Annotated in this window: 16 protein-coding genes and 5 pseudogenes; 6 read left to right on the top strand and 15 right to left on the bottom strand. The window is 55.3% G+C overall.

Going from position 1 to position 22223, the window contains the following annotated elements:
* Positions 1 to 168: 168 nt before the first annotated feature.
* From ACQ86O_RS13640 to pdxB, 10 genes and pseudogenes are all read right to left on the bottom strand, one after another.
* Positions 169 to 741, bottom strand: coding sequence for a UbiX family flavin prenyltransferase (locus ACQ86O_RS13640; RefSeq protein WP_431221570.1), 573 nt, complete (start codon positions 739 to 741; stop codon positions 169 to 171).
* A gap of 134 nt (positions 742 to 875) precedes the next feature.
* Positions 876 to 2393 (bottom strand): amidophosphoribosyltransferase, encoded by a 1518-nt coding sequence (gene purF, locus ACQ86O_RS13635; protein WP_431221569.1) that lies wholly within the window; start codon positions 2391 to 2393, stop codon positions 876 to 878.
* Positions 2394 to 2417: 24 nt separating this feature from the next.
* Positions 2418 to 2918 (bottom strand): colicin V production protein, encoded by a 501-nt coding sequence (cvpA, locus tag ACQ86O_RS13630; protein WP_021178573.1) that lies wholly within the window; start codon positions 2916 to 2918, stop codon positions 2418 to 2420.
* 269 nt (positions 2919 to 3187) lie between these two features.
* Positions 3188 to 3891: pseudogene (dedD, locus tag ACQ86O_RS13625) on the bottom strand (cell division protein DedD).
* Positions 3892 to 5156: pseudogene (gene folC, locus ACQ86O_RS13620) on the bottom strand (bifunctional tetrahydrofolate synthase/dihydrofolate synthase). It abuts the pseudogene before it with no gap.
* A gap of 149 nt (positions 5157 to 5305) precedes the next feature.
* Positions 5306 to 6214, bottom strand: a complete 909-nt coding sequence (accD, locus tag ACQ86O_RS13615) for an acetyl-CoA carboxylase, carboxyltransferase subunit beta (protein ID WP_431221568.1) — start codon at positions 6212 to 6214, stop codon at positions 5306 to 5308.
* A gap of 231 nt (positions 6215 to 6445) precedes the next feature.
* Positions 6446 to 7108 carry a DedA family protein gene (locus ACQ86O_RS13610; protein WP_431221567.1) on the bottom strand — a complete coding sequence of 221 codons (663 nt, stop codon included), beginning with the start codon at positions 7106 to 7108 and terminating at the stop codon, positions 6446 to 6448.
* Between the two features lie 89 nt (positions 7109 to 7197).
* Positions 7198 to 8019: a tRNA pseudouridine(38-40) synthase TruA gene (truA, locus tag ACQ86O_RS13605; RefSeq protein ID WP_431221566.1), complete on the bottom strand. Its 822-nt coding sequence runs from the start codon at positions 8017 to 8019 to the stop codon at positions 7198 to 7200.
* On the bottom strand, positions 8019 to 9029 hold the full coding sequence (locus tag ACQ86O_RS13600) for an aspartate-semialdehyde dehydrogenase (protein WP_431221565.1): 1011 nt from the start codon (positions 9027 to 9029) through the stop codon (positions 8019 to 8021). The genes truA and ACQ86O_RS13600 overlap by 1 nt, the downstream gene beginning before the upstream one ends.
* 282 nt (positions 9030 to 9311) lie before the next feature.
* Entirely contained in the window at positions 9312 to 10433 is a 1122-nt protein-coding gene (pdxB, locus tag ACQ86O_RS13595) for a 4-phosphoerythronate dehydrogenase PdxB (protein ID WP_431221564.1), read from the bottom strand.
* 365 nt (positions 10434 to 10798) lie between these two features.
* Here pdxB and ecpA point away from each other — a divergent pair.
* Positions 10799 to 11385, top strand: a pseudogene (ecpA, locus tag ACQ86O_RS13590) (common pilus major fimbrillin subunit EcpA).
* Between the two features lie 8 nt (positions 11386 to 11393).
* On the opposite strand, the pseudogene ACQ86O_RS13585 reads toward ecpA, so the two are convergent.
* Positions 11394 to 12166: pseudogene (locus ACQ86O_RS13585) on the bottom strand (AraC family transcriptional regulator).
* Between the two features lie 106 nt (positions 12167 to 12272).
* On the opposite strand from ACQ86O_RS13585, the gene ACQ86O_RS13580 reads away from it, so the two are divergent.
* A complete protein-coding gene (locus ACQ86O_RS13580; RefSeq protein ID WP_431221563.1) occupies positions 12273 to 13187 on the top strand; it encodes a DMT family transporter in 915 nt (304 codons plus the stop codon).
* An 84-nt stretch (positions 13188 to 13271) separates the two neighbouring features.
* On the opposite strand, the gene ACQ86O_RS13575 is transcribed toward ACQ86O_RS13580, so the two are convergent.
* The gene (locus tag ACQ86O_RS13575; protein WP_431221562.1) at positions 13272 to 14684 is read right to left on the bottom strand and encodes a sensor histidine kinase; all 1413 of its coding nucleotides are present in this window, start codon (positions 14682 to 14684) and stop codon (positions 13272 to 13274) included.
* A complete protein-coding gene (gene tctD / locus ACQ86O_RS13570) occupies positions 14671 to 15345 on the bottom strand; it encodes a transcriptional regulator TctD (protein WP_431221561.1) in 675 nt (224 codons plus the stop codon). The genes ACQ86O_RS13575 and tctD overlap by 14 nt, the downstream gene beginning before the upstream one ends.
* Positions 15346 to 15467: 122 nt before the next feature.
* Here tctD and ACQ86O_RS13565 point away from each other — a divergent pair.
* The 3 genes and pseudogenes from ACQ86O_RS13565 to ACQ86O_RS13555 all read left to right on the top strand — a co-directional run bounded on the left by ACQ86O_RS13565 (position 15468) and on the right by ACQ86O_RS13555 (position 18424).
* Positions 15468 to 16447, top strand: a pseudogene (locus tag ACQ86O_RS13565) (Bug family tripartite tricarboxylate transporter substrate binding protein).
* A 13-nt stretch (positions 16448 to 16460) separates the two neighbouring features.
* Entirely contained in the window at positions 16461 to 16892 is a 432-nt protein-coding gene (locus ACQ86O_RS13560) for a tripartite tricarboxylate transporter TctB family protein (protein WP_431221560.1), read from the top strand.
* A gap of 11 nt (positions 16893 to 16903) precedes the next feature.
* On the top strand, positions 16904 to 18424 hold the full coding sequence (locus ACQ86O_RS13555) for a tripartite tricarboxylate transporter permease (RefSeq protein ID WP_431221559.1): 1521 nt from the start codon (positions 16904 to 16906) through the stop codon (positions 18422 to 18424).
* A gap of 282 nt (positions 18425 to 18706) precedes the next feature.
* Here ACQ86O_RS13555 and ACQ86O_RS13550 read toward each other — a convergent pair whose 3' ends face one another.
* Together ACQ86O_RS13550 and ACQ86O_RS13545 are read right to left on the bottom strand one after the other, a co-directional pair.
* Positions 18707 to 19333: a CatB-related O-acetyltransferase gene (locus ACQ86O_RS13550; protein WP_431221558.1), complete on the bottom strand. Its 627-nt coding sequence runs from the start codon at positions 19331 to 19333 to the stop codon at positions 18707 to 18709.
* Positions 19334 to 19510: 177 nt separating this feature from the next.
* The gene (locus ACQ86O_RS13545; protein WP_431221557.1) at positions 19511 to 20485 is read right to left on the bottom strand and encodes a DMT family transporter; all 975 of its coding nucleotides are present in this window, start codon (positions 20483 to 20485) and stop codon (positions 19511 to 19513) included.
* Between the two features lie 168 nt (positions 20486 to 20653).
* On the opposite strand from ACQ86O_RS13545, the gene ACQ86O_RS13540 reads away from it, so the two are divergent.
* Complete coding sequence (locus ACQ86O_RS13540) at positions 20654 to 22129, top strand: PLP-dependent aminotransferase family protein (protein WP_431221556.1); 1476 nt, start codon at positions 20654 to 20656, stop codon at positions 22127 to 22129.
* The last annotated feature ends 94 nt before the right edge of the window (positions 22130 to 22223 follow it).

Here is a 22223-nt window from a genome sequence, read left to right as displayed (position 1 = left end):
AGTTATCTGGGACGATAACGGCAAAATGTTCGGCCAACTCAGGCTTCCCGCTGCTAAACCCGCAGGATCAAACCACGGATGCAGGGAGAAAGTGGGATCATTATGGTGCATGAATCGCACTAAATCAGTGCGATGTTGCACAAATGTATAAATTAACGCTTAAAACTGTTAATTGGCACCTTGCCAGCGCGTGAACAAGTCTTCTGGAAGTTCGATATCAAACTGGTCGATTACCCGATTTACGGTCTGATTGATAATGTCGTCAATAGTTTGCGGACGATGGTAGAAAGCAGGTACCGGCGGCATAATCATCGCCCCCAGTTCCGCCGCCTGCGTCATTAACCGCAAATGCCCAAGGTGTAACGGTGTTTCACGGACACAGAGCACCAGTGGCCGGCGCTCTTTAAGCACCACATCAGCGGCACGGGTCAGTAGCCCATCGCTGTAACTATTGACGATGCCAGATAACGTTTTGATTGAACAGGGTAAAATAACCATACCCGTGGTTTTGAAAGAGCCGGAGGAGATGCTGGCAGCAATATCACGTGCGTCATAGACCACATCGGCCAGCGTCTGTACATCGCGCAGGCTCAGCGAGGTCTCCAGCGCCAGCGTCTGCCGCGCCGCATTACTCATCACCAGGTGAGTTTCCACATCCTCAACGCCACGCAATACCTGCAGCAAACGCACGCCGTAGATTGCGCCGCTGGCGCCGGAAATACCGATAATGAGTCTTTTCATAAAGCTGGCCTCTGCCTGGGGATATCCGGTTAGAATAGCTGAAGCAGGGCAGAGTTGGCAGCAACTTAGAGAGAAAAACGAAGGGAAAGGATGCACCGCTGCGAACACCACGGTGCACCCTTTTAGTGAGGGGATTATCCCTCGTTATGCATTTCCAGATTCTCGACCTCGGATTGGCCGCGTAACGCCTTGGCGTCATCATTGCGCAGGGCTTCCAGGTACTCCAGATAGCTCTGATCTACGTCTTTGGTCACGTAAATACCGTTGAACACTGAACATTCAAACTGGGCGATATCCGGGTTCTCTTCACGCACGGCTTCGATCAGATCGTCCAAATTCTGGAAAATCAGGCCATCAGCACCGATCAACTGGCGGATTTCATCCACTTCACGGCCATGGGCAATCAGTTCGGTCGCACTCGGCATATCAATGCCATACACGTTAGGGAAGCGGATTTCCGGGGCGGCGGAAGCCAGGTAAACCCGTTTTGCCCCTGCGTCACGTGCCATCTCCACGATCTGCTCGGAAGTGGTGCCACGGACGATAGAGTCATCCACCAACAGCACGTTCTTGTCGCGGAACTCGGCCCGGTTGGCGTTCAGCTTGCGGCGTACCGACTGGCGGCGAGCCTGCTGGCCCGGCATGATAAAGGTACGGCCAACGTAGCGGTTCTTAACGAACCCCTGGCGATACGGCTTATCCAGAATGCGCGCAATTTCCAGCGCGATATCACAAGAGGTTTCCGGGATTGGGATCACCACGTCGATATCCAGATCTTCCCATTCGCGGGCAATCTTCTCCCCCAGCTTCTGCCCCATACGCACGCGGGCGCTGTAGACAGAAATCTTGTCCATAAAGGAGTCAGGACGGGCAAAATAGACATATTCGAACAGGCACGGATTGTTTTTTGGATTCTCGGCGCACTGGCGGGTAAACAGTTGGCCTTTTTCGGTGATATACACCGCTTCACCCGGCGCAACGTCACGCAGGAACTCAAAGCCCAGTGTATCCAGCGCCACGCTTTCAGAGGCCACCATGTATTCACAGCGGCCATCCCCCAGCTCACGCTTGCCGATCACCAGCGGACGGATACCGTTCGGATCGCGGAACGCCACCAGGCCGTGGCCGATAATCATCGCCACACAGGCGTAAGCACCGCGCAGTTGCTGATGCATCGCCGCAACCGCGGTGAAAATATTATCTGATTCCAGCGGATAATGTTGGAAACGGTCAAGCTCGGTGGCCAGCACGTTTAGCAGGATCTCGGAATCGGAGGTGGTGTTGACATGACGGCGGCCGCTTTCAAACAGCTTTTGGCGCAGCTCATGAGCGTTGGTCAGGTTGCCGTTGTGGGCCAGAGTGAGGCCAAACGGTGAATTGACATAAAAAGGTTGAGCTTCTGAAGCACTGGAGCTGCCAGCCGTCGGGTAACGCACATGGCCGATACCCATGTTGCCTTGCAAACGCTGCATGTGGCGTGCTTCAAACACATCCTTCACCAGGCCGTTTGCCTTACGCAAGCGGAACCCGTTATGAGCATCAATCGTAACGATGCCAGCGGCATCCTGCCCACGATGCTGAAGCACCATCAGCGCATCATAAATCGACTGGTTAACCGGCATGAAACCGGCGATACCGACAATACCGCACATGTTGTCTTTTCCTCTAAGCCGCTGCTACCGCCCCGGTAATTGGGTTGGTAAGAAACTCGACGTGCTCTGCAGGTAGTCAAAGAACCACCTGATGATGTAACTGAACTGGGGGATCAGCTGTGACTGTTTCCAATCCGCACTTTGTGACAGGGTGGTAAAGGTATCCAGGAAGAACAGAATCGCCGCCACGATCAACACGCCGCGCAGTGCGCCAAAACACACACCCAACACCCGATCGGTGCCCGATAATCCGGTTTTCTCTACCAATGACCCAATCACATAGTTAACGATAGCGCCTACAATCAGCGTTGCGATAAATAAAATGGCAATCGCAATGCCGTTCCGCACCAGCTCATCTTCAAAACGCGTGAAGTAGGCTGCAAGGTAAGGGTAGAAATGGCTGGCAACAAAGAACGCACATCCCCATGTCACGAGTGACAATGCTTCGCGAACAAAACCTCGGATCAGGCTCACCAGAGCCGAAAATCCAATCAACGCTAAAATGACGTAATCAATCCAGACCATGAACTATTCCAATGATGAATCGCCCTTGCATCCAATTCGCGGCGAATTCTAACAGAAAAAGAAAACGTTTGCGTAGCGGATTTCCCACCACGTAACAAATAAAAAACGGCGATAAAAAAATTCTTAATCGCCGCGCCTACATAGGTCATATGGCCCCTGAAAGGCACAGTTTTAGTGGTATTTATTCTGCACTCCCTGCGCAATGCCCGCTCACCCTGCCCCTCTCCCAGGGGAGAGGGGATCATCTCGTTCCGCCACGGCGGGACCTATCAACGCGCGCTGTAAGCTTTCACCTGCCCACTCAATCCGCTGATGGCATTCAGTTCAGACAGCGACGCCTGCAGTTTCTGCTTCGACGCGTCCGGACCAACGTAGATCCGGGTGATTTCGCCCTGAACCGGCGTTGATGGCACGGTATAGGCCCGGTAACCCGACAAGCGCAGCGAAGCGACAATCTCGCTAACCTTGGCGGCATTCTTCAACGCCCCCAGTTGCACGACAAAAGCCTGCCCTGCGGGTGCTTTTTCTTCCGCCGCCGGTTTCGGTTCTGGCTTCGGTTCTGGTTTCACTTCCGGCTTCGGTGGTGGCACCGGCTTTGGCTTCACTTCTGCCGGTTTAACGTCTACCGGCTTAGGTTTAGGGGTTGAACCGGTTTGGTTTCAATCGGTGGCGGCGCAACAACCTGCGGCGGCTGCGCAGTTTGATTAGCCGCCTGCTGTGTGGCTGCCGCAGTAGCGGCCTGCTGCTCCACCAATGCCCCGGCCCCCTCAGGTGGCTGTGATGGCAACGGCTGGCTGGCCGGCGGTATCAGGTCGGTTTCATGGGCATCGCCCGGTTTTGGCACCAAGGGGATCGCTGCGAACTCATCCTCATAATGTTTCTTTTTCCCGTCCAGCAGCCCAGGGAGAATAATGACTCCCAAGGCGACTAAAATCACGGTTCCAACCAGTCGATTCTGAAATTTACTTGCCACTCACACTCCCCGCCTCTCGTCTAACGCCGTCATCACATGTGCAACGGTGTGGAACGAACCACAGACGATCACAATATCTTGAATATCTGCGTCCTGCATCGCCTGATGCCAGGCAGTTTCGACATCGGCAAACTGCCGGGGTTCCGTTAAATGCTGTGCTAAAAGCTCAGCGCTGGCACCACGTGGGCCTTCCAGTGGGGCACAATACCATTCATCCACCTGCTGACTCAGGCAAGACAGCGTACCGGCAATGTCTTTGTCCGATAACATCCCCACCACGGCGCGCACCTTGCCACCCTTGCGTGGCAATTTAGCCAGCCGCTCCGCCAGATAGGCCGCCGCATGGGGATTGTGCGCCACATCCAGGATCAGCAAGGGGTCCTGCTGAACCGTCTGAAAACGTCCGGGCAACGTTGCCTGCTGCAAGCCGGTGAAAATTGCCTTCTCGTCAATTTCCAATGCCGAATAGTGCAAAGCGGCTAAAGCCGTTGCCGCGTTCGCCAAAGGCACGTTGGGCATCGGCAAATCTGTCAGGCGGGTGCCATCGGCTTCCCATTGCCAACGTTCGCCCTGCTCGCTGAATGCCCAGGCTTCACCACGGCGGTACAGTTGAGCACCCAGTTCCTCTGCCACCTGCTGAATGCTTGCCGGCATATCAGGTTCACCGACCACTGCCGGTTTGCCGCCACGGAAGATCCCCGCCTTTTCACGGCCAATGCTTTCGCGATCGTTGCCTAACCAGTCGGTGTGATCCAGAGCAATACTGGTCACCACGGCAACGTCAGGCGCGACAATATTGGTGGCATCGAGACGCCCCCCAATCCGACTTCAAGGATCACTACGTCGAGTTTAGCCTGTTTAAACAGCTGTAACGCCGACAGGGTACCAAATTCGAAATAGGTTAAAGAGGTTTCCCCGCGCCCCGCTTCGATAACGGCGAAGGAACGGCTATGCTCAGCGTCGCTAAGCTCTTCGCCATGAATACGGACACGCTCGGTGTAACGCACCAGATGAGGGGAACTGTAAACACCCACCCGCAGCCCGGCGGCCATCAGAATAGCTTCCAGCGTGCGGCAAGTGGTGCCCTTGCCGTTGGTACCGGCAACGGTAAATACCGTGGGGGCAGGAGTGAGTAGGTCAAGATGCGCCGCAACGTGCTGCACACGCTCCAGGCCAAGTTCGATCGCCTGGCTATGCAGACGTTCCAGATAGTAAAGCCACGAACTCAAAGGCGACGTGGCTTGGGGAATTTGGTGGTTTTGCATGAGTCCCATCACTGACTTTGGGTTCAAAATCCGTAAGGTGCACCACCTCACCAGGGTCAAAGGCGATGCTCTTTCAGCGGTCACTTAGCCACAAAATGATAGCTGAACCCGGTGCGGGTTTGCGCCTGCACCGGGTCTCGGTCTGTGCCTCAGGCTTCGGCCTGATTTTCCTGAGCGCTCACCGGCGCAGCTTCATCAAAATGCGGCTGCGGCTGGTTGGTCAGCTTGGACAGGATGCTGGCCAGGGTCTGGCGCATCTCTGGCCGGCGGACGATCATGTCGATCGCCCCTTTTTCAATCAGGAACTCACTGCGCTGGAAGCCCGGCGGCAGTTTTTCACGCACGGTTTGCTCGATAACACGTGGGCCAGCAAAGCCGATCAGGGCTTTTGGCTCGCCAATGTTGATATCACCCAGCATCGCCAAACTGGCAGAAACCCCGCCCATGGTCGGGTCGGTCAGCACGGAAATGTACGGCAAACCACGCTCTTGCAACTTGGCCAACGCCGCGCTGGTTTTCGCCATCTGCATCAATGACATCAGCGCTTCTTGCATACGCGCACCGCCACTGGCGGAGAAGCAGACCAGCGGGCAATTATCTTCCAGTGCCTGTTCGACCGCACGCACAAAACGAGCGCCAACCACAGAGGACATCGAACCACCAATGAAGGCAAATTCGAAGGAGGCGGCGACGATCGGCATACCGTAAAGCGTCCCTTTCATCACCACCAGCGCGTCTTTCTCGCCGGTCGATTTCTGTGCCGCAACCAGACGATCTTTATACTTCTTGGAGTCCTTGAACTTCAGAACGTCTTTTGGCTCCAGCTCGCTGCCCAGCTCCACCTCACTGCCTTCGTCCAGCAGAGTATGCAAACGCATACGGGCTGACATACGCATGTGATGATCGCACTTGGGGCAGACTTCAAGATTACGCTCCAGCTCGGCGCGATAGAGAACCTGGCCGCAGCTGTCGCATTTGGTCCAGACCCCTTCAGGAATACTCGCCTTACGGGTTTGAGTAACATTGCTTTTGTTAAGAATTCGTTCAATCCAGCTCATCGATGACCTTTCTGTTTGAACCTGGCAGATGCCAGTTCGCTGTTCATGCTTTAACAATCCCCCCGAAAACACACCCAATGAAAATGCCCGAGCCAGGCTCGGCAAGCGCGCCACGAGGGCGCTGGCTTCAGGGTTGTTCGCAGGAACAGACCATAAATGTCGCTCATTAAACCATATCGGCCCGATACTGTGGACAAAAAACTGGTCGAACCGACTGGTTAAGCGATGTTTTTACTGTTTTTGCTGGCGGGCAGCCGCGCGCTTATGACGCCAGATTTCAATAATGCCCGGCAGAATTGAAACAAGGATAATCGCAACAATCAATAGTTTCAGGTTTTCCTGCACGATCGGCAAGTCGCCAAACAGGTAGCCAGCATAAGTGAACAACAGCACCCAAAGTAGCGCACCAATCACGTTATAGGCAGCAAAGTGACGATAGGACATATGCCCCATACCGGCGACGAACGGCGCAAAGGTACGTACGATCGGCACAAATCGCGCCAGAATAATGGTTTTACCTCCATGTTTCTCATAAAACTGATGTGTTTTATCCAGATAGCTACGGCGGAAAATTTTGGAGTCCGGATTACTGAACAGCTTTTCACCGAACAACCGGCCAATAGTATAGTTCACCGCATCCCCCAGGATTGCCGCAACCACCATCAAGGCAACCATGGTGTGCACATTGAGATCGTTAGAAGGCAGTGCAGCCAGCGCACCGGCGACAAACAGCAGAGAATCCCCCGGCAGGAACGGCGTCACCACCAGCCCGGTTTCGCAAAACAGGATCAGGAACAGAATACCGTAAACCCACATGCCATATTGTGCGACCAGCTCCGCCAGATGCACATCAATATGCAGAATAAAATCAATCAGAAACTTGATGATGTCCATAAACTCTCTCATTTGACCGGGCGTCTCACCCACCCGGCGCTTGCACCAGTGAATAACGCCTTAATCTGCCATAGGTAGGTTAAGGCTGTTTAATCGTCAGCTAAAAACAGCGGCCCCATCGTAGGCCGGGGTAATGCAAACGGCTCCGGATAATCGACGGCCACCAGATACAGCCCTTCTGCCCGCGCCGTAGCGGCCGCCAGATTGCGATCTTTCAACGCCAGCAGCTCGGCCATCCAGTTCTCATCCTGATTGCCACAGCCAATCTCCATCAGGCTGCCTACGATATTGCGCACCATGTGGTGGACAAAAGCGTTGGCCTTAATATCCACCACGATATATTCACCAAGGCGCGAAACCTTAACGTGTTTAACGTTACGCCAAGGCGTGCGCGATTGGCACTGCACGGCACGGAATGAGGTGAAATCGTTTTCCCCCAGCAACGCCTGTGCGGCGCGATGCATACGATCGGCATCCAGCGGGTGATAAAAATGGGTCACCCCTTGCTGCAATACGGCCGGACGATAGCGATGGTTATAAATGATGTATCGGTAACGCCGCGCGGTAGCACTAAAGCGAGCATGGAAATCGCTGCTCACCTCTTTCACCCAGCGCACGGCAATATCCGGTGGCAAATGGGTATTGACCCCCATCGTCCAGGCGGCATCTTTACGACGTGCGGTGGTTTCAAAATGCACAACCTGGCCAGTAGCATGCACCCCGGCATCGGTACGCCCGGCACAGAGTACGCCGATTGGCGCATCTGCCACCTTACTCAGCGCCTTTTCCAGACAAGCCTGCACGCTGGCCACTTCCTGCTGGCGCTGCCAGCCATAATAGCGGCTACCGTCATACTCGATCCCCAGCGCAATTTTCATGGTTGGCTGGGTTGGTAAATCCACCTCGGACATCAGTACATCTGCTCCTGCAACAGGCGTTCAGCGGTTTCGATCGCCATCAGCGCGCCACCAAAACGCACGTTATCGGCGACCGACCAGAACTGCAGCATTTCGGGAATGCCATAATCATTGCGCAAGCAGCCTATGCTCAGCATATCACTGCCGGAAGCCTCCGTTACCTGAGTCGGGTAGTCGTCTTCTTCACTCAGTTGAATATCTTCTGCCTGCTCCAGTTCGCTACGCGCCTCTTCTGCGGCGATAGGGCGTAACGCCTCCAGATGCACCACCTGCGCGTGACCGTAAAATACCGGCGACTGGACGCAGCTTACCGAGATCGGCAGCCCCTCGTCCTGCAACACTTTACGCACCTGATCGACGATCAGACGTTCTTCGCGCACGCTGCCCTGCTCGTCTGTCATCAACGGTAACAGGTTAAAGGCCAACTGTTTGGCAAACACGCCCGCTTCGGCAGGAATGCCGTTCAGCAAACGCGCACTTTGGCCAGCCAGATCATCCACCGCCACTTTGCCGCGTGCCGAAACCGACATCAGGGTAGTGACGTGCAAGCGGGAGAGCCCTGCCTGCTCCGTCAGGGGTTTGATGGCCGTTAACAACTGGCTCACCATGCTGTCGGCCACCGCCACAATATTACGATTGCGGTAATCCGCCAGCACCTGTGGATTGACGCCAGGCACCACCAACGGCACGTCAGGTTCCAAGGCAAACAGACCGCTGGTGTCGATGACCAGGCACCCCATATTGCCGGCATCTTCCGCATAGCGGGCTGCGGCCTCGGTACCCGCAACAAAGAAGGCTAATTGCGCCTGAGACCAATCAAATTCCTGTGCATTCTGCACTAACAGAGATTTGCCGTTAAACCGCACCGTCGCTCCAGCGCTGCGTTCACTGGCCAGAGGAAAGAGCTCACCCACCGGGAATTGACGTTCCTGCAACAAATCCAGTAACGCTTCACCTACTGCGCCAGTGGCACCGAGAAGAGCGATATTCCAGCCGTCAGACATTGGGGTTTCTCCAGAGTATTTCATTCAAATGCAGACGGGCGCTGCACTCACCGCCCGATAAACTGTGCCGCTCACTATACCTTATTACTTGAAGTTGCCGCGTTGCTGGCGGCGGGAGCGACCCCCAATCACTTACCTTGGTAAGCGCCGAGGGTTACTTCTGTTGCCGTCTGGCTGCGTCGTACCAGGATGTACATATGCCGCGCACGCATGAATGCGCAAGAGCGGCCAACGCCAATGACTTTAGGTTTATAGCAGCGATTGCTTAAGGCAACCTTACGTTTACAGAACGCAGAAGCCCAGTTTGTGGAGTAGCTCCGCGCTGGTGCTGTTATCACACTGCACCCGTAGCGAAGACCATTCACGACGTTCCTGATAATGCTTGCGCAGACGATCAAACTCTCCCGGTCGCCCGGCGACCTGACGTAATGGCGCATCATCGCGGCGCACATCATACACCAAGTGCATCAATCGTTTTAATCGGCCTTCATCCAGCGGCCCATTGATGCGGATTTCACTGAACTCCGGCACAGGCAGCAGTGAGGCCAGCTCGATCTTTTGCGGCTGCCCGAGATGTTGGGCAAAGGCTTCAAACACCTGCGTGGTGCCGCGCGCTTTACCTTCCAGCGTATAACCGGCGATATGGGCGGTGCCGATATCCACCAGATCCAGCAACGGCACGCAAAGGTCTGGCTCCGGCTCCCATACGTCCAGCACCGTACTCAACCTTTTCCCTTGTTCCAGGACCTTAAGCAGCGCGGCGTTATTTACCACTGCGCCACGGCAGGCATTGATCAGGATACGGTCGTCTGGCAAGGCTTCCAATAGCTCTGCGTTGGCCAGATGCAGTGATTTATACGGGCCGCTTTTGTTTAACGGCGTATGGAAAGTCAGTACGTCCGCTTCCGCCACCAGCTTCTCCAGTGGCCAGAACTCCCCGGCATCACCCCGATCGGCACGCGGTGGATCGCACAAAAGCGTGCGAACACCCAAGGCCTTCAAGCGCGCATCAAGACGGGAGCCGACGTTGCCGACGCCAATAATCCCCACGGTTTTATCACGCAGATGGAAACCGTCACGTTCCGCCAACAGCAGTAATGCAGAAAACACGTACTCTACCACCGCAATGGCGTTACAACCGGGCGCGGCAGAAAAACCAATACCGGCCTGTTGCAGCCACCCTTCATCGACATGATCGGTACCCGCCGTTGCGGTGCCTACAAAACCGATCCCCGTCCCCGCTAACAGTTCCTGATTCACTTTGGTCACGGAACGCACCATCAGCGCGTCAGCATCGGCCAGCGCATCGCGTGGAATTGGGCGGCCAGGAACGGCCTGTACTTCACCCAGACGGCTAAATAGTTCCACCGCATAGGGCATGTTTTCATCAACCAGGATTTTCACGTTACTCTCCGAGGATATGCCCGCCGCCTTGCAAGCTGTGGCCAGTTGCCCGGCTGCGACTTGAAATTCATAGGCCATAAGTATGCTATATCTGCAAAATAGTTTGCCACCGACTGGCCTGAAACCCAACGTTGTTTTACACCGCGAAAACGTTCTGGCCTGGTGCCTGCGATCTGCTGGCACATCACAAATGATTATTTTCCCCTAAGTTTTGTTGCCATTTCTCCGATAAAGCATAAAGCACGGCAACAGTTCCTGGCGTTAACTCCTGGCTCCCGACGTTATCTGGTTATACCTGAGCCAGCAGAAATAACAGAGCGTGCCATATTTAACGAACGAAAAATCGAAAATCAAAGGCGTTTTCCATGAAAAAAGTGAAAGTTGCTCTATTGATGATTTCAATATTCACAGCAGTGGGCAGCGCCCATGCCGAAGAGAACACTGCACAAGCATTAGCCACCTGGTCCGCAACTGCGGTGAAAGACACAAGAAGCAAGCTGGTGATTACGCCAGTTGGCAGCCTGTATTTCCACTATGCCAAAGGCACTAAGAGCTTCAACAGCCAGCAAGGCCTGTTCAATGTCGCTATCGAAGGCGGAGAAACCCCAACCGACTTTAAACTGACCTCCAAGCTGGTCACCAATACGCTGACGCAGTTGGATCCCCCGGTTCGACCCTGGAAGTGGGGGTTAAGTATCATGGCGCCAAGGTAACAAAAACTGCTGAAACCGTCATGATCGATACCCCAGCCAACATTGCACGCGGCAATCTGAAGTCGCTATCCAAGGATGACAAGCAGCCTGGCCGCAACAGCGCGCAGGACCAGTTCGATTTCAGCATCATTGGCGCGACGATGGATGGCACGACCGCCGTGACCGACTTCAGCACCCTGCCTGAAGGTATGTGGAGTGGCGATGTGAGCGTTCGGTTTGACGTCTACTGGACCAGTTGATGATCGCGTCATACCCGGCGAAAGCGTTCGGGCGTGGTGCCAGCAATCTGCTGAAACATCACAATAAACGCCGAAGCTGAGCTGTAGCCTACATCGAGCGCTACATCCTGCACGGTTTTACCTTGCTCCAGCAAAGAAAGCGCATGCAAAAACGCAGGCGCTGCCGCCATTCACTGAAAGACATCCCCAGTTCCTGCTGGCAACGGCGCGACAGGGTTCTTTCTGTGGTGTACACCCGCCCGGCCCAAACCGCCAGTGAAGTGTTATCTGAAGGGCATCGCTCCAGCGCCTGCAATACCGGCCCCAGGAATTTATCTTGCGAAGTCGGCAAATAAGTCTGCTGGATCGGTGAGATACGCAGTTGGTCGATCAACACCCGGCACAAACGCAGATCCTCTTCGGTGTGCGGTTCCAGCATCTTGCGCGCCAGGCAGTCTTCAACAATGGCATTAAACACCGCTGACACATTGACCAGGCAAGCCTCTTCCGGCAAGCCTGCGCATAATGATTTGGCGATATTAATGGTACGGAACAACGCCGGTTTACGGTTATGGCTGGAATGCTCCATACCGGTGGGCAACCAGACGGCAAATTCTGGCGGAGCCAGAAATCGCTGGCCGGCAATATTCAGGGCGATCACCCCGGTTTTGACACAAATCAGTTGCCCCCAGTCATGGCTATGCGGCAGATACTCGGTATCCGCGTTGGTCTCTTCGCAGCGAAAAAACAGCGTGCGCGGTGCAGCGACATCGTCAGTGGGATAATTACGGGTTTCAGCCATAGAAAGTTGTCTTGAATTCGCGAAATGCTGTCTGATTATCACTATATATAATAAACCGGACACAGGTAGACTAGCCATCTGTAATAAGTTGTTGAGAATAATTATCATGAACGCACTTTTCCCTCTGCTGGCAGTTCTGATCTGGTCGATTAACGCCGTGGTCAGTAAAGTTTCGGCCACCGCCATCGATCCTGCCGCCATCTCGTTTTATCGCTGGCTACTGGCGCTGATCGTCCTGACCCCGTTCGCGCTACCGGGCGTGATCCGCAACTGGCCAACCGTGCGCGCCAATTGGTGGAAACTGATGATCCTGGGCCTGCTGGGCATGGTGCTTTACCAGAGCCTGGCCTATTACGCCGCCCACAGCGTCAGCGCGCTGTTTATGGGGATCCTCAACTCCCTGATCCCACTACTGACGGTTCTGATCAGCATTGTCGTTCTGCGTGTGGCCCCGACCGTTGGCATTGCATTGGGCAGCATTTTGTCTCTTGGCGGGCTGGTATGGCTGGTCAGTGCCGGGCAACCGGGGCTGTTATTGCAGCACGGTATCGGCAAAGGCGAGCTGATGATGTTTGGCGCTTCGGCGTCTTATGCCTTGTACGGCGTGCTGACCAAGCGCTGGGCGATCGCACTGCCTAACTGGCAATCGTTGTATGTGCAGATTGTATTTGGTGTGGCTTTGTTGCTACCTAACTTCCTGATGGCACCCGATGTGCAGCTTAATAGCCAGAACATCCCGCTGGTGCTGTTTGCCGGTATTCCTGCCTCTATCCTCGCCCCTTTCCTGTGGATCCTCGGGGTTATGCGCCTAGGAGCCAATACCGCCTCAATCTTTATGAACCTGGCGCCGGTATTTACGGCAATCATTGCCGTGCTGTTCCTGCATGAACACTTGCAGAGTTACCACCTGATTGGCGGTGGCATTACCCTGTTGGGGGTGATTCTTTCACAGCGTCTGCGCACGCCATTGGGGCGAAGAACAGCGGTTGAGCCTGCGCCAGCTGCGTGTAAAGAGTCATAATCCAGCGATATCTCCCCCTCACTCTACTCTCCCCTTGGGGGAGATCAGGGTGAGGGAGAGCGTCTCCCTTTCATCGCCTTATTGTCAAGCAAGCAGCTTAAAACGCACCCGCACCAGCAACCCACCCAACTCGCAGGCATTCAGCAACTCCGGGCGGGTGCCATGATAGGCAGAGATATCTTTCACCAGCGCCAGCCCCAGGCCCGCGCCGGGCTGTTCGCCCACGTTATCTAACCGGCGAAACGGTTGCAGCGCGGCCACCGCCAGCTCCTGAGCAATACCAGGCCCGCTGTCTTCGATTTCCAGCAACCCCAGCTCCGCCGTCATAAGCAAACGCGCGGTTACCACCCCGCCTCGGGGCGTATATTTCAGGGCGTTATCCAGCAGATTGGCACAAAGCTCGGCCAGCAGCAGCCCCTCACCGGACACCCAGCAAACCCCCACTCCTTCATAGCCAAGATCGATCTGCTTGCTGCGCGCCTGAGGCAAACGCGAAAAACAGGCATCCCGTAACACCTGAGCCAGATTAACCGGCTGCAGTTTACGATCGGCATTATGCTCATGCGCCTTCAGTCGCGAAAGATACAAAAGGCGGTCGGTTAACGCCACGGTGCTGTCCAATGTGGTGCTCATCCCTTCCAGGCTTTCACGCCATTGCTCTGGTCGATCGCTGGCCAGCGCCACCCCGACCTGGGTTTTCAGTACCGTCAACGGCGTTCGCAGTTGATGAGAGGCATCGGCGCTGAAACGTTCCTGGCGTGCCACCATCAACCGCAGCCGTTCGATATAACGGTTGAATGCCAGCAGCAGCGGCTGCATTTCAGACCAGGGCAATACCATCGGCAGCGGCGTTAACTCCCCCGGATCGCGTCGCAGCATCATACCGGAGAGCTTGCGCAGCGGTTTGAGCAGTTTTTTCAGCAGGATAAAAGCCAAAACCAGCGTCAGAACCACCACGGTGCCCTGGCTGAGCAGTGCCGCCAGCAGCATCTGCCGCGCCAAATAACGGCGTGACTCCAGCGTCTCCGCCACCAGAATAGTCGCCATCCCCATTACGCCAGCCTCATTGACCGGCTGAAACAGCGCTGCCACACGAATCGGGTGGCCCCGGTAATGCGCATCATAAAAATGCACCAACGCCGGGTAGAGATTGGAGCGAGGAATATAGGGCGGCATTGCAGGCAGATCGCTATAGCCTGAGATATTTTTCCCCTCCGGGGAGATCACCTGATAATACAGCCGATCGTTCATATTACGTTCAAAGCTGTCCAGCACCACGTAAGGTACGTCCACCTCCAAGCGCTGATTGCGCACCACCAGCCTTTCTGCCACCGTGCGCGCCGAAGCCAGTAAGGTGCGATCGTAGGCCAACGTGGCCGCACTCATGGCGCTGAAATAGTGGGTGTAGATCGAGATCCCTCCCAGCGCCAACAGCGGCAAGCCAAAGAACAGCAGCAACTGATAAAACAATGATCGCGGAGCCTTAAACCACTTCATTGCATAATTCCAGGCTGTAACCCAGGCCACGCAGCGTGATGATTGCCACATTGCTGCCCTGCAGTTTCTTGCGTACACGATGGACGTAAAGCTCGATGCTTTCCGGGTTTGCCTCATCAGACAGCGTAAACACCTGCTCAAAGAGCTGCTGTTTGGCCACCGGGCGACCACGACGATGGATAAGCGTTGTCAGCACCGCAAGTTCACGCGGCGTCAGTTGCAGTGGTTTGCCCTCCAACTGGAAATAGCCTTCGTCATGGTAGGTCAGCGCACCGTATTCCAGCGCCTGTTGCGTAATGCCGACGCTGCGGCGCAGCAGAGCCCGGATACGGGCCTCCAGCTCGTCGAGTTCAAAAGGTTTAGTGAGGTAATCATCAGCCCCCAGATTCAGCCCCTTCACCCGATCGGCCACGTCCGTTCGTGCTGTCAGCAGCAGCACCGGCAACGTCTGCCCCCGCTTGCGCAAACGGGCCAACAGTTCCAGGCCATTCAACCGTGGCAACGCCACGTCCAGCAACACCAAAGCATATTTTTCGTTTAATAACAGATGATCCGCCGCCAGGCCATCTATCGCGATATCCACGGCAAACCCCAGCCCGGTAAGCGCTTTTTGTAACCAATGAGATAACTCGGGGTGATCTTCCACTAACAAGAGACGCATATCACATCCTGTAAACTTTCCCACGCACTGAAAGGTAAATGAAAGGTTGTTGTTTTAACAATTCAGCAACCCCTTGTCAGCGGAGGGTCTCACAAACTGAAATAAAATCGATGGGGAAGGCCATGAAAAAAATAATTACCCGTACGCTTACCGCAACCGCCCTGCTGCTCGCCGCCAACCAGGCATTTGCCATAGATGCACCAGGCCGCACCGAATGTATCGCCCCGGCCAAACCCGGTGGCGGCTTCGATCTCACCTGCAAACTGATCCAGGTTTCCCTGCAAGAAACCAACGCCATCGACAAACCGATGCGTGTTACCTATATGCCCGGCGGCGTGGGTGCCGTGGCCTATAACGCCATCGTCGCCCAGCGGCCAGCCGAATTTGGCACCGTAGTCGCGTTCTCGGGGGGTCATTGCTCAATCTGTCGCAAGGCAAATTTGGCCGCTACAACGTGGATGATGTGAAATGGCTGGCGGCAGTCGGTACCGATTACGGCATGATTGCGGTCCGTTCCGACTCGCCTTACAAAACGCTGAAAGACCTGATGGACGCCTTCCAAAAGGATCCTAACAGCGTGGTATTTGGTGCCGGGGCCTCCATTGGTAGCCAGGATTGGATGAAAACCGCCTTGCTGGCCCGTGAAGTCGGCGTCGATCCTCACAAAATGCGCTACGTAGCGTTTGAGGGCGGCGGTGAGCCGGTTACTGCGCTGCTGGGCAACCACATTCAGGCGGTGTCCGGCGATCTGAGCGAGATGGTGCCGTATCTGAAAGGCGACAAGCTGCGGGTATTGGCCGTGTATGCCGAAGAGCGCCTGCCGGGCGAACTTGCCAGCGTACCCACCGCCAAAGAACAGGGCTTCAATCTGGTCTGGCCGATCATCCGTGGCTTCTACGTTGGCCCTAAAGTGAGCGAAGCAGAGTATCAATGGTGGATCGACACCTTCAAAACCATGATGGCGAGCGATGAGTTCAAACACCAGCGTGACCTGCGCGGCCTGTTTGAATTTAACCTGAGCGGAAAAGAACTGGATGCCTATGTGAAAAACCAGGTGACTCAGTACCGCGAGCAGGCAAAAGCGTTCGGTCTGGCCAAATAACCCAGGGGCTTACATGAGCGATCGTATTTTTGCTGGCTTATGGCTACTGCTGTGCCTCGGCGGCCTGTTTATCGGCTGGGGCATCCAGAGCGAGTACAGCTACGAACCGTTGGGGCCACGCCCCTTTCCACTGACCATTCTGAGCCTGATGGCCCTGTGTGCCGCATTGCTGCTGTTGCGTCGGCCACAGTTGATCGAATGGCCACATCGAAAAGTGCTGCAACGCCTGCTGGTATTGGTGATCACGCTGGTGCTGTACGCCTGGGGATTTGAGTGGCTTGGCTTCCCGCTGGCTACCGCCCTGTTGACGTTCAGCATTGGTCTGCTGTTCCAGGCAAGTATCCTGGCAGCTTCAGTCTCGGGTCTGGTGATGGGCGTTGCGCTGTTTTACGCCTTTGACTATTTACTTGATGTCACACTGCCACTCGGCGTTTGGCTGAGCTAACGGGGGCGATAATGGAAACCTGGATGTATTTATCTCAAGGGTTCGAGGTGGCGCTGGTGCCGCAGAACCTGATGATCGCCCTGATCGGCTGCTTCGTAGGCACCATCGTCGGGCTGCTGCCCGGCCTGGGCCCGATCAACGGCGTAGCAATCTTGCTACCGCTGGCTTTCGCCCTGAAATTACCCGCCGAATCTGCACTGATCCTGCTGGCTACAGTCTATATCGGCTGTGAATACGGCGGACGTATCTCCTCAATCCTGCTTAACGTTCCGGGGGATGCCGCCGCGATCATGACTGCGTTGGATGGCTATCCGATGGCCCAGCAAGGGCGTGCCGGAGTTGCGCTGTCAATCTCCGCAGTCAGTTCCTTTACTGGCTCGCTGATTGCCATTATCGGCATTATTCTGTTCGCCCCGATGCTGGCCCGCTGGTCACTGGCGTTTGGCCCGGCAGAATACTTCGCGCTGATGGTGTTCGCCATCGCCTGCCTTGGCAGCATGATGAGCCAAAACCCCGTAAAATCCCTGTTAGCCGCCTTGATCGGCCTGGGGTTGGCTACGGTGGGGGTCGATGCCAATACCGGTGTTTACCGTTTTACCTTCGACAGCGTACATCTCTCCGACGGTATCCAGTTTATCGTGGTGGTGATTGGCCTGTTCTCGGTCAGTGAGATCCTGCTGATGCTGGAAAGCACCAGCGGGGGCCAGAAGTTGATCCGCAAAACCGGCCGCATGCTGTTCAACCGCAAAGAGGCCGCCGAGTGCGTTGGCCCAACCCTGCGTTCATCATTCGTCGGTTTTTTTGTGGGGATTTTACCGGGTGCCGGTGCAACCATCGCCAGCGCGCTGACCTATATGACCGAGAAACGGATCAGCGGCAACAGCGAATCCTTTGGTAAAGGGGATATCCGGGGCGTTGCCGCACCGGAGGCCGCCAATAACGCTTCGGCCTGCGGTTCGTTTATTCCGATGCTGACGTTAGGGGTGCCGGGTTCGGGGACCACTGCGGTAATGATGGGGGCCTTGACGCTGTATAACATCACGCCTGGCCCGGCGATGTTTACCGAGCAGCCGGATATCGTCTGGGGGCTGATTGCCGCGTTGCTGATCGCCAACGTGATGCTGTTGATCATGAACATCCCGTTGATCGGCCTGTTCACCCGCATGTTGACCGTGCCGCTGTGGTTCCTGGTCCCAGCGATTGCCGCCGTCTCCGCCGTGGGGGTTTATGCAGTTCACAGCACTACCTTCGATTTAATGTTGATGGTCGGGCTGGGGGTATTTGGCTACATCCTGCGGAAAATGCACTTCCCGATGTCACCGTTGATCCTGGGTTTTGTGTTGGGGGAGATGCTGGAGCAGAACCTGCGTAGAGCGCTGTCTATCAGCAACGGGGAGTTCAGTATCCTATGGAGCAGCAGCATCGCACAGTGCCTGCTGGTGCTGGCGGTTGCCGTGCTGGTGTTGCCGCCGTTGCTGCGTAAACTTCGCAAACGCCGCCGCATTACCGTGGAGGCAACAGAAAACAAGTGATAACAGACCACCTCCAGAAGAGGTGGTTTTCCACGGTATAGATCCGCGTAACCTGGGTATTTCACGCTGCAAGGAGTGAAAAAGAACAGGTAATCAGTTTTAGTAATTTTACTGTCGAAAAGTCTGCTGGCTTTATTAAAGATAGCGTTGAGATAAAAATAACGCTGAAGCATCATCCATATCTGACTATTGAGAATTTCAAGTAATTTTGTCACATCCCGGTATCAACAAAGAAAACACGCACAGGTGAAACCGGGTGGGGTTATCCCACCCGGTTTATGATTAACGCATCATTGCAATAGCCTGCTCCAGAGCCGCAATGTCATCGTTGGTCAGTAAAGGTTGAATACCGGCAAACGCCTCGGCAGGTAGATCATAAATCTGCAACCTAAGCAAACGCGCGATCGTTTCTGGAGTGAACCGCCGTTTAATTATCCGCGCCGGGTTGCCGCCGACGATAGCATAAGGCTCAACATCCGCAGTCACTACGCTACCGGCAGCAACTATCGCCCCTTCACCAATTTTCACCCCCGGCATCAGCATTGCCCGCATCCCTATCCAGCAGCCATCGCCAAGGTAGGTATCCCCTTTCGGCTGATAGGCGGCCTGAATGCTTTCCATAAAGGCATACAAACTCAACCAATCGATGCGGTGCGTATGGTTGCCGCCCATCAGGATCACCACTTCGGCGGCGATGCAGACATAATCGCCAATCCGCAATTGGTCTACTTTCCCCAAGGGTTGCCACTGTTGGCTAACCGCATCGCCATGCAAGTAACGCACCACGGAACGTTCAAAACCTTCATCCCAGCAATGGCTGTAATAGCTGTGGGTTCCTTTAACCAGAATATTGGGGTTGGTCACCGTCTGGTGGAGTAATTCTGTTTTTGACCAGTGTTTATCTGTCATGGCACATACCTTATTCACTGTAAGAGCCACGGAACGTATTGTCTGTGGCAGTATTTTCCGTTCAAAAAACACTGCCCGATCAAGCGATAACCGCTCGTTTTAACCGTATATTGATCGCCATTGCTTCCACCTTTTATTTCGGCGCACAGGGTAACAAACCCACAGCAAAAGCCAAGCCTAAGTGGTTTTTCTCAGCATCAGGACCCCGCCCATCACCAGCGCACTGCCCAGCAGTTGTAGCTGATTCATATTCTCCCCCAGCAAGAAGTAGGCAACCACCGCCGTAAACACCAATTCCAACGACAGGATCAGGTTGGCGACGGCCAGCGGCAGGGTTTTCAGGCTAATGTTGTACAGGCCAAAGCCCAACAGCGTAGGTCCGGCGGCCAACGTCAGCAACAGCAACCAACCACTCCACTGAATGCCTTGGACCCCCTGCGAAAGGAACCACAGGCTGCCGGTCATCCCCTGAAATGCCTGTATAGGGAAAAACGCCAGTAGGGAGTTAAACAGCCATTGGTATACGGCAGAAAAACCAAACACGTACAAAATGGTGTTCCACACCGGGTAGCGCCGCTCGGTGGCAATGCGCCCGCCGAGGGTATAAAGGGTGTAGCCGATGCCGGAGAGCATGCCGACCAGCAGCCCCAGCATATCAAAGCGGCTATTGCCCATGCTGTCACCGTTACTGACCAGGAAACAGCCACCCAGGCTGATCACAATCACCAGCAGTTCACGCAGGCTCAGGCGCTCGCTATACATCACCCAACCGAGGAAAACGGTAAAACCGACCGAGCAATAGGTCAGAATGGTGGCCACCGAAGCGCCATTCAGCGCTACCGACAGCGTCCACAGGCCGTTAAACAGCGCCAGTAGCAAGCCGTATCCGGCATAAAACGCCACCTGCTCCCTGCGCAGGCTGGCCCATTCTGGTTTGAACAACAGCAGCAACGGTAACAGCACCAAGGCCACCAGAGCCGCACGCCAAAAGGCCAATACGAAGGTTGGCAGGTGATAATACTCGGTCAAGGCCCGGATAATGATGGCGGTAAATGCCAGCAGTATCGCGCTGAGAATGGCGATCACATAGCCCTGGCTACTGCCTTGTAAAATGCCTGTGCTGGCAACGACCGTTCCAGATGGTAATGACATGATGCCCTCAGAATCCCGTAGCCAAATAGTCTGACGGCGATTCTAACAAGGCCAGATTTTGCCACCATAGCCACTTTCCCCCGATGTTATGCAGGCCACTTTTATTCATGCAACACCCCGCTATCATGGGGTAAAGTGAAAACCTAACTCTGTGAGCAGGCCAATTCCATGCATATTCCGTTGGATCGCCAACAGGACATTCCTCTCTATCTGCAAATCGAGGAGGCACTGCGCCGTGCCATCCTCGCAGGCGCTTTTGCCGATGGCGACAAATTACCTTCAACGCGCAGCCTGGCGGCGGAACTTTCTGTCAGCCGCCTGACGGTGGAAAATGCCTACGCCGAACTGACGGCCAAAGGGTTTCTGCAACAGCGCCGGGGCAGCGGTGCCTATGTACGCCACCAGCAACCCGTACCCGCACAGCTTCGGCCACAATCCAACGCCCCCTTTCCTGCCGACCGCTTCACCACCATCACGTCGCGGCTGGACGGTTACCCGGATATTCCGCTCCCCGAGCACACCATCAATTTTGCCGCCGGTGTCGGCAGCCCCAAGGTGTTCCCTCTGGAGGAGTTTCGCAAAATTCTGCTGTCAATCCTCAGCCGTCATGCGGAAGAAGCTTTCAGCTACGGTGATTATTGCGGTTACTACCCGTTGCGCGACACCCTGGGGCGCATCCTGACTGCGCAAGGCATCCCCACCCGTGCCGAGCAGGTGCTGATCACCAACGGTTCACAGCATGCCATCAGTCTGATTTTCCAAACGCTGCTGCAGCCGGGCGATACGGTGATTGTCGAAGAGCCCACCTATGCCGAAGCATTGGGGCTGCTACGCCTGTACCAGATCAACATCGTCGCGGTTCCCAGTGATCGCTACGGAATGTGTGTAGACCTGCTGCCGGAATTGCTTGCACGGCATCAACCGAAAATGATCTACACCATTCCCAATTTCAACAATCCCACCGGGCGTTGTATGAGCGAGGCCCGCCGCCGCCGCTTGCTGGCTTTGGCACAGCAGGCAGGCGTGACCATCCTGGAGGATGATTTTGTAGGCGATCTGCGTTACAACGGCAAAAGTCTGCCTTCGCTGCGCGCGATGGCCCCGGCAGGCACGGTGATCTATGCCAGCACCTTTTCCAAAATGTTGCTGCCCAGCATGCGCATCGGCTACCTGGTAGCCGACAGCGAGCACTATTTGCGCCTCTCCAGGCGCAAACATGTCGATAGCCTCACCAGTTCCAGCCTGATCCAGCGCGCACTGGACGCTTTTGTTACCGTTGGCCGCTACGACAAACAGCTACGCCGGGCGGGAAGGGTTTATCGCCAGCACCGCGATGCCATGGTGGCGGCATTACACCAGCACCTGCCGCCGGATTGCCAATTTGAGACGCCCGAGGGCGGGTTGTTTATCTGGCTGCAATTACCAGCAACGCTCAGCACCGCAGCCTTGATGCCAGCCGCCTGGCAGCAGGGTGTCACCTTTGCCCGGGGCGAATGCTTTTATGCCGATGAACATCGGGGAGCGCACGGCCTGCGGCTGAATTTTGCCGCCAATACGCCGGAGCTGATTGAAGAAGGGATCGCCCGGCTATGCCGGGCGATTGTAGAAGTGACTGCGAGTGATACCCAAAGTCATCGGCGTTGACCGCTCAAGCGCATCCCTGCGCCTGCGGTATTTATCCATCCTGGTACGGCACAGCCAGACGGCAAGAGGATTAATCCCCTGGCGCCTACTCCGG

Source organism: Serratia sp. L9, from assembly GCF_050632285.1.
Lineage (GTDB): Bacteria > Pseudomonadota > Gammaproteobacteria > Enterobacterales > Enterobacteriaceae > Chania.
This window is presented reverse-complemented; position numbering and strand designations above follow the sequence as displayed.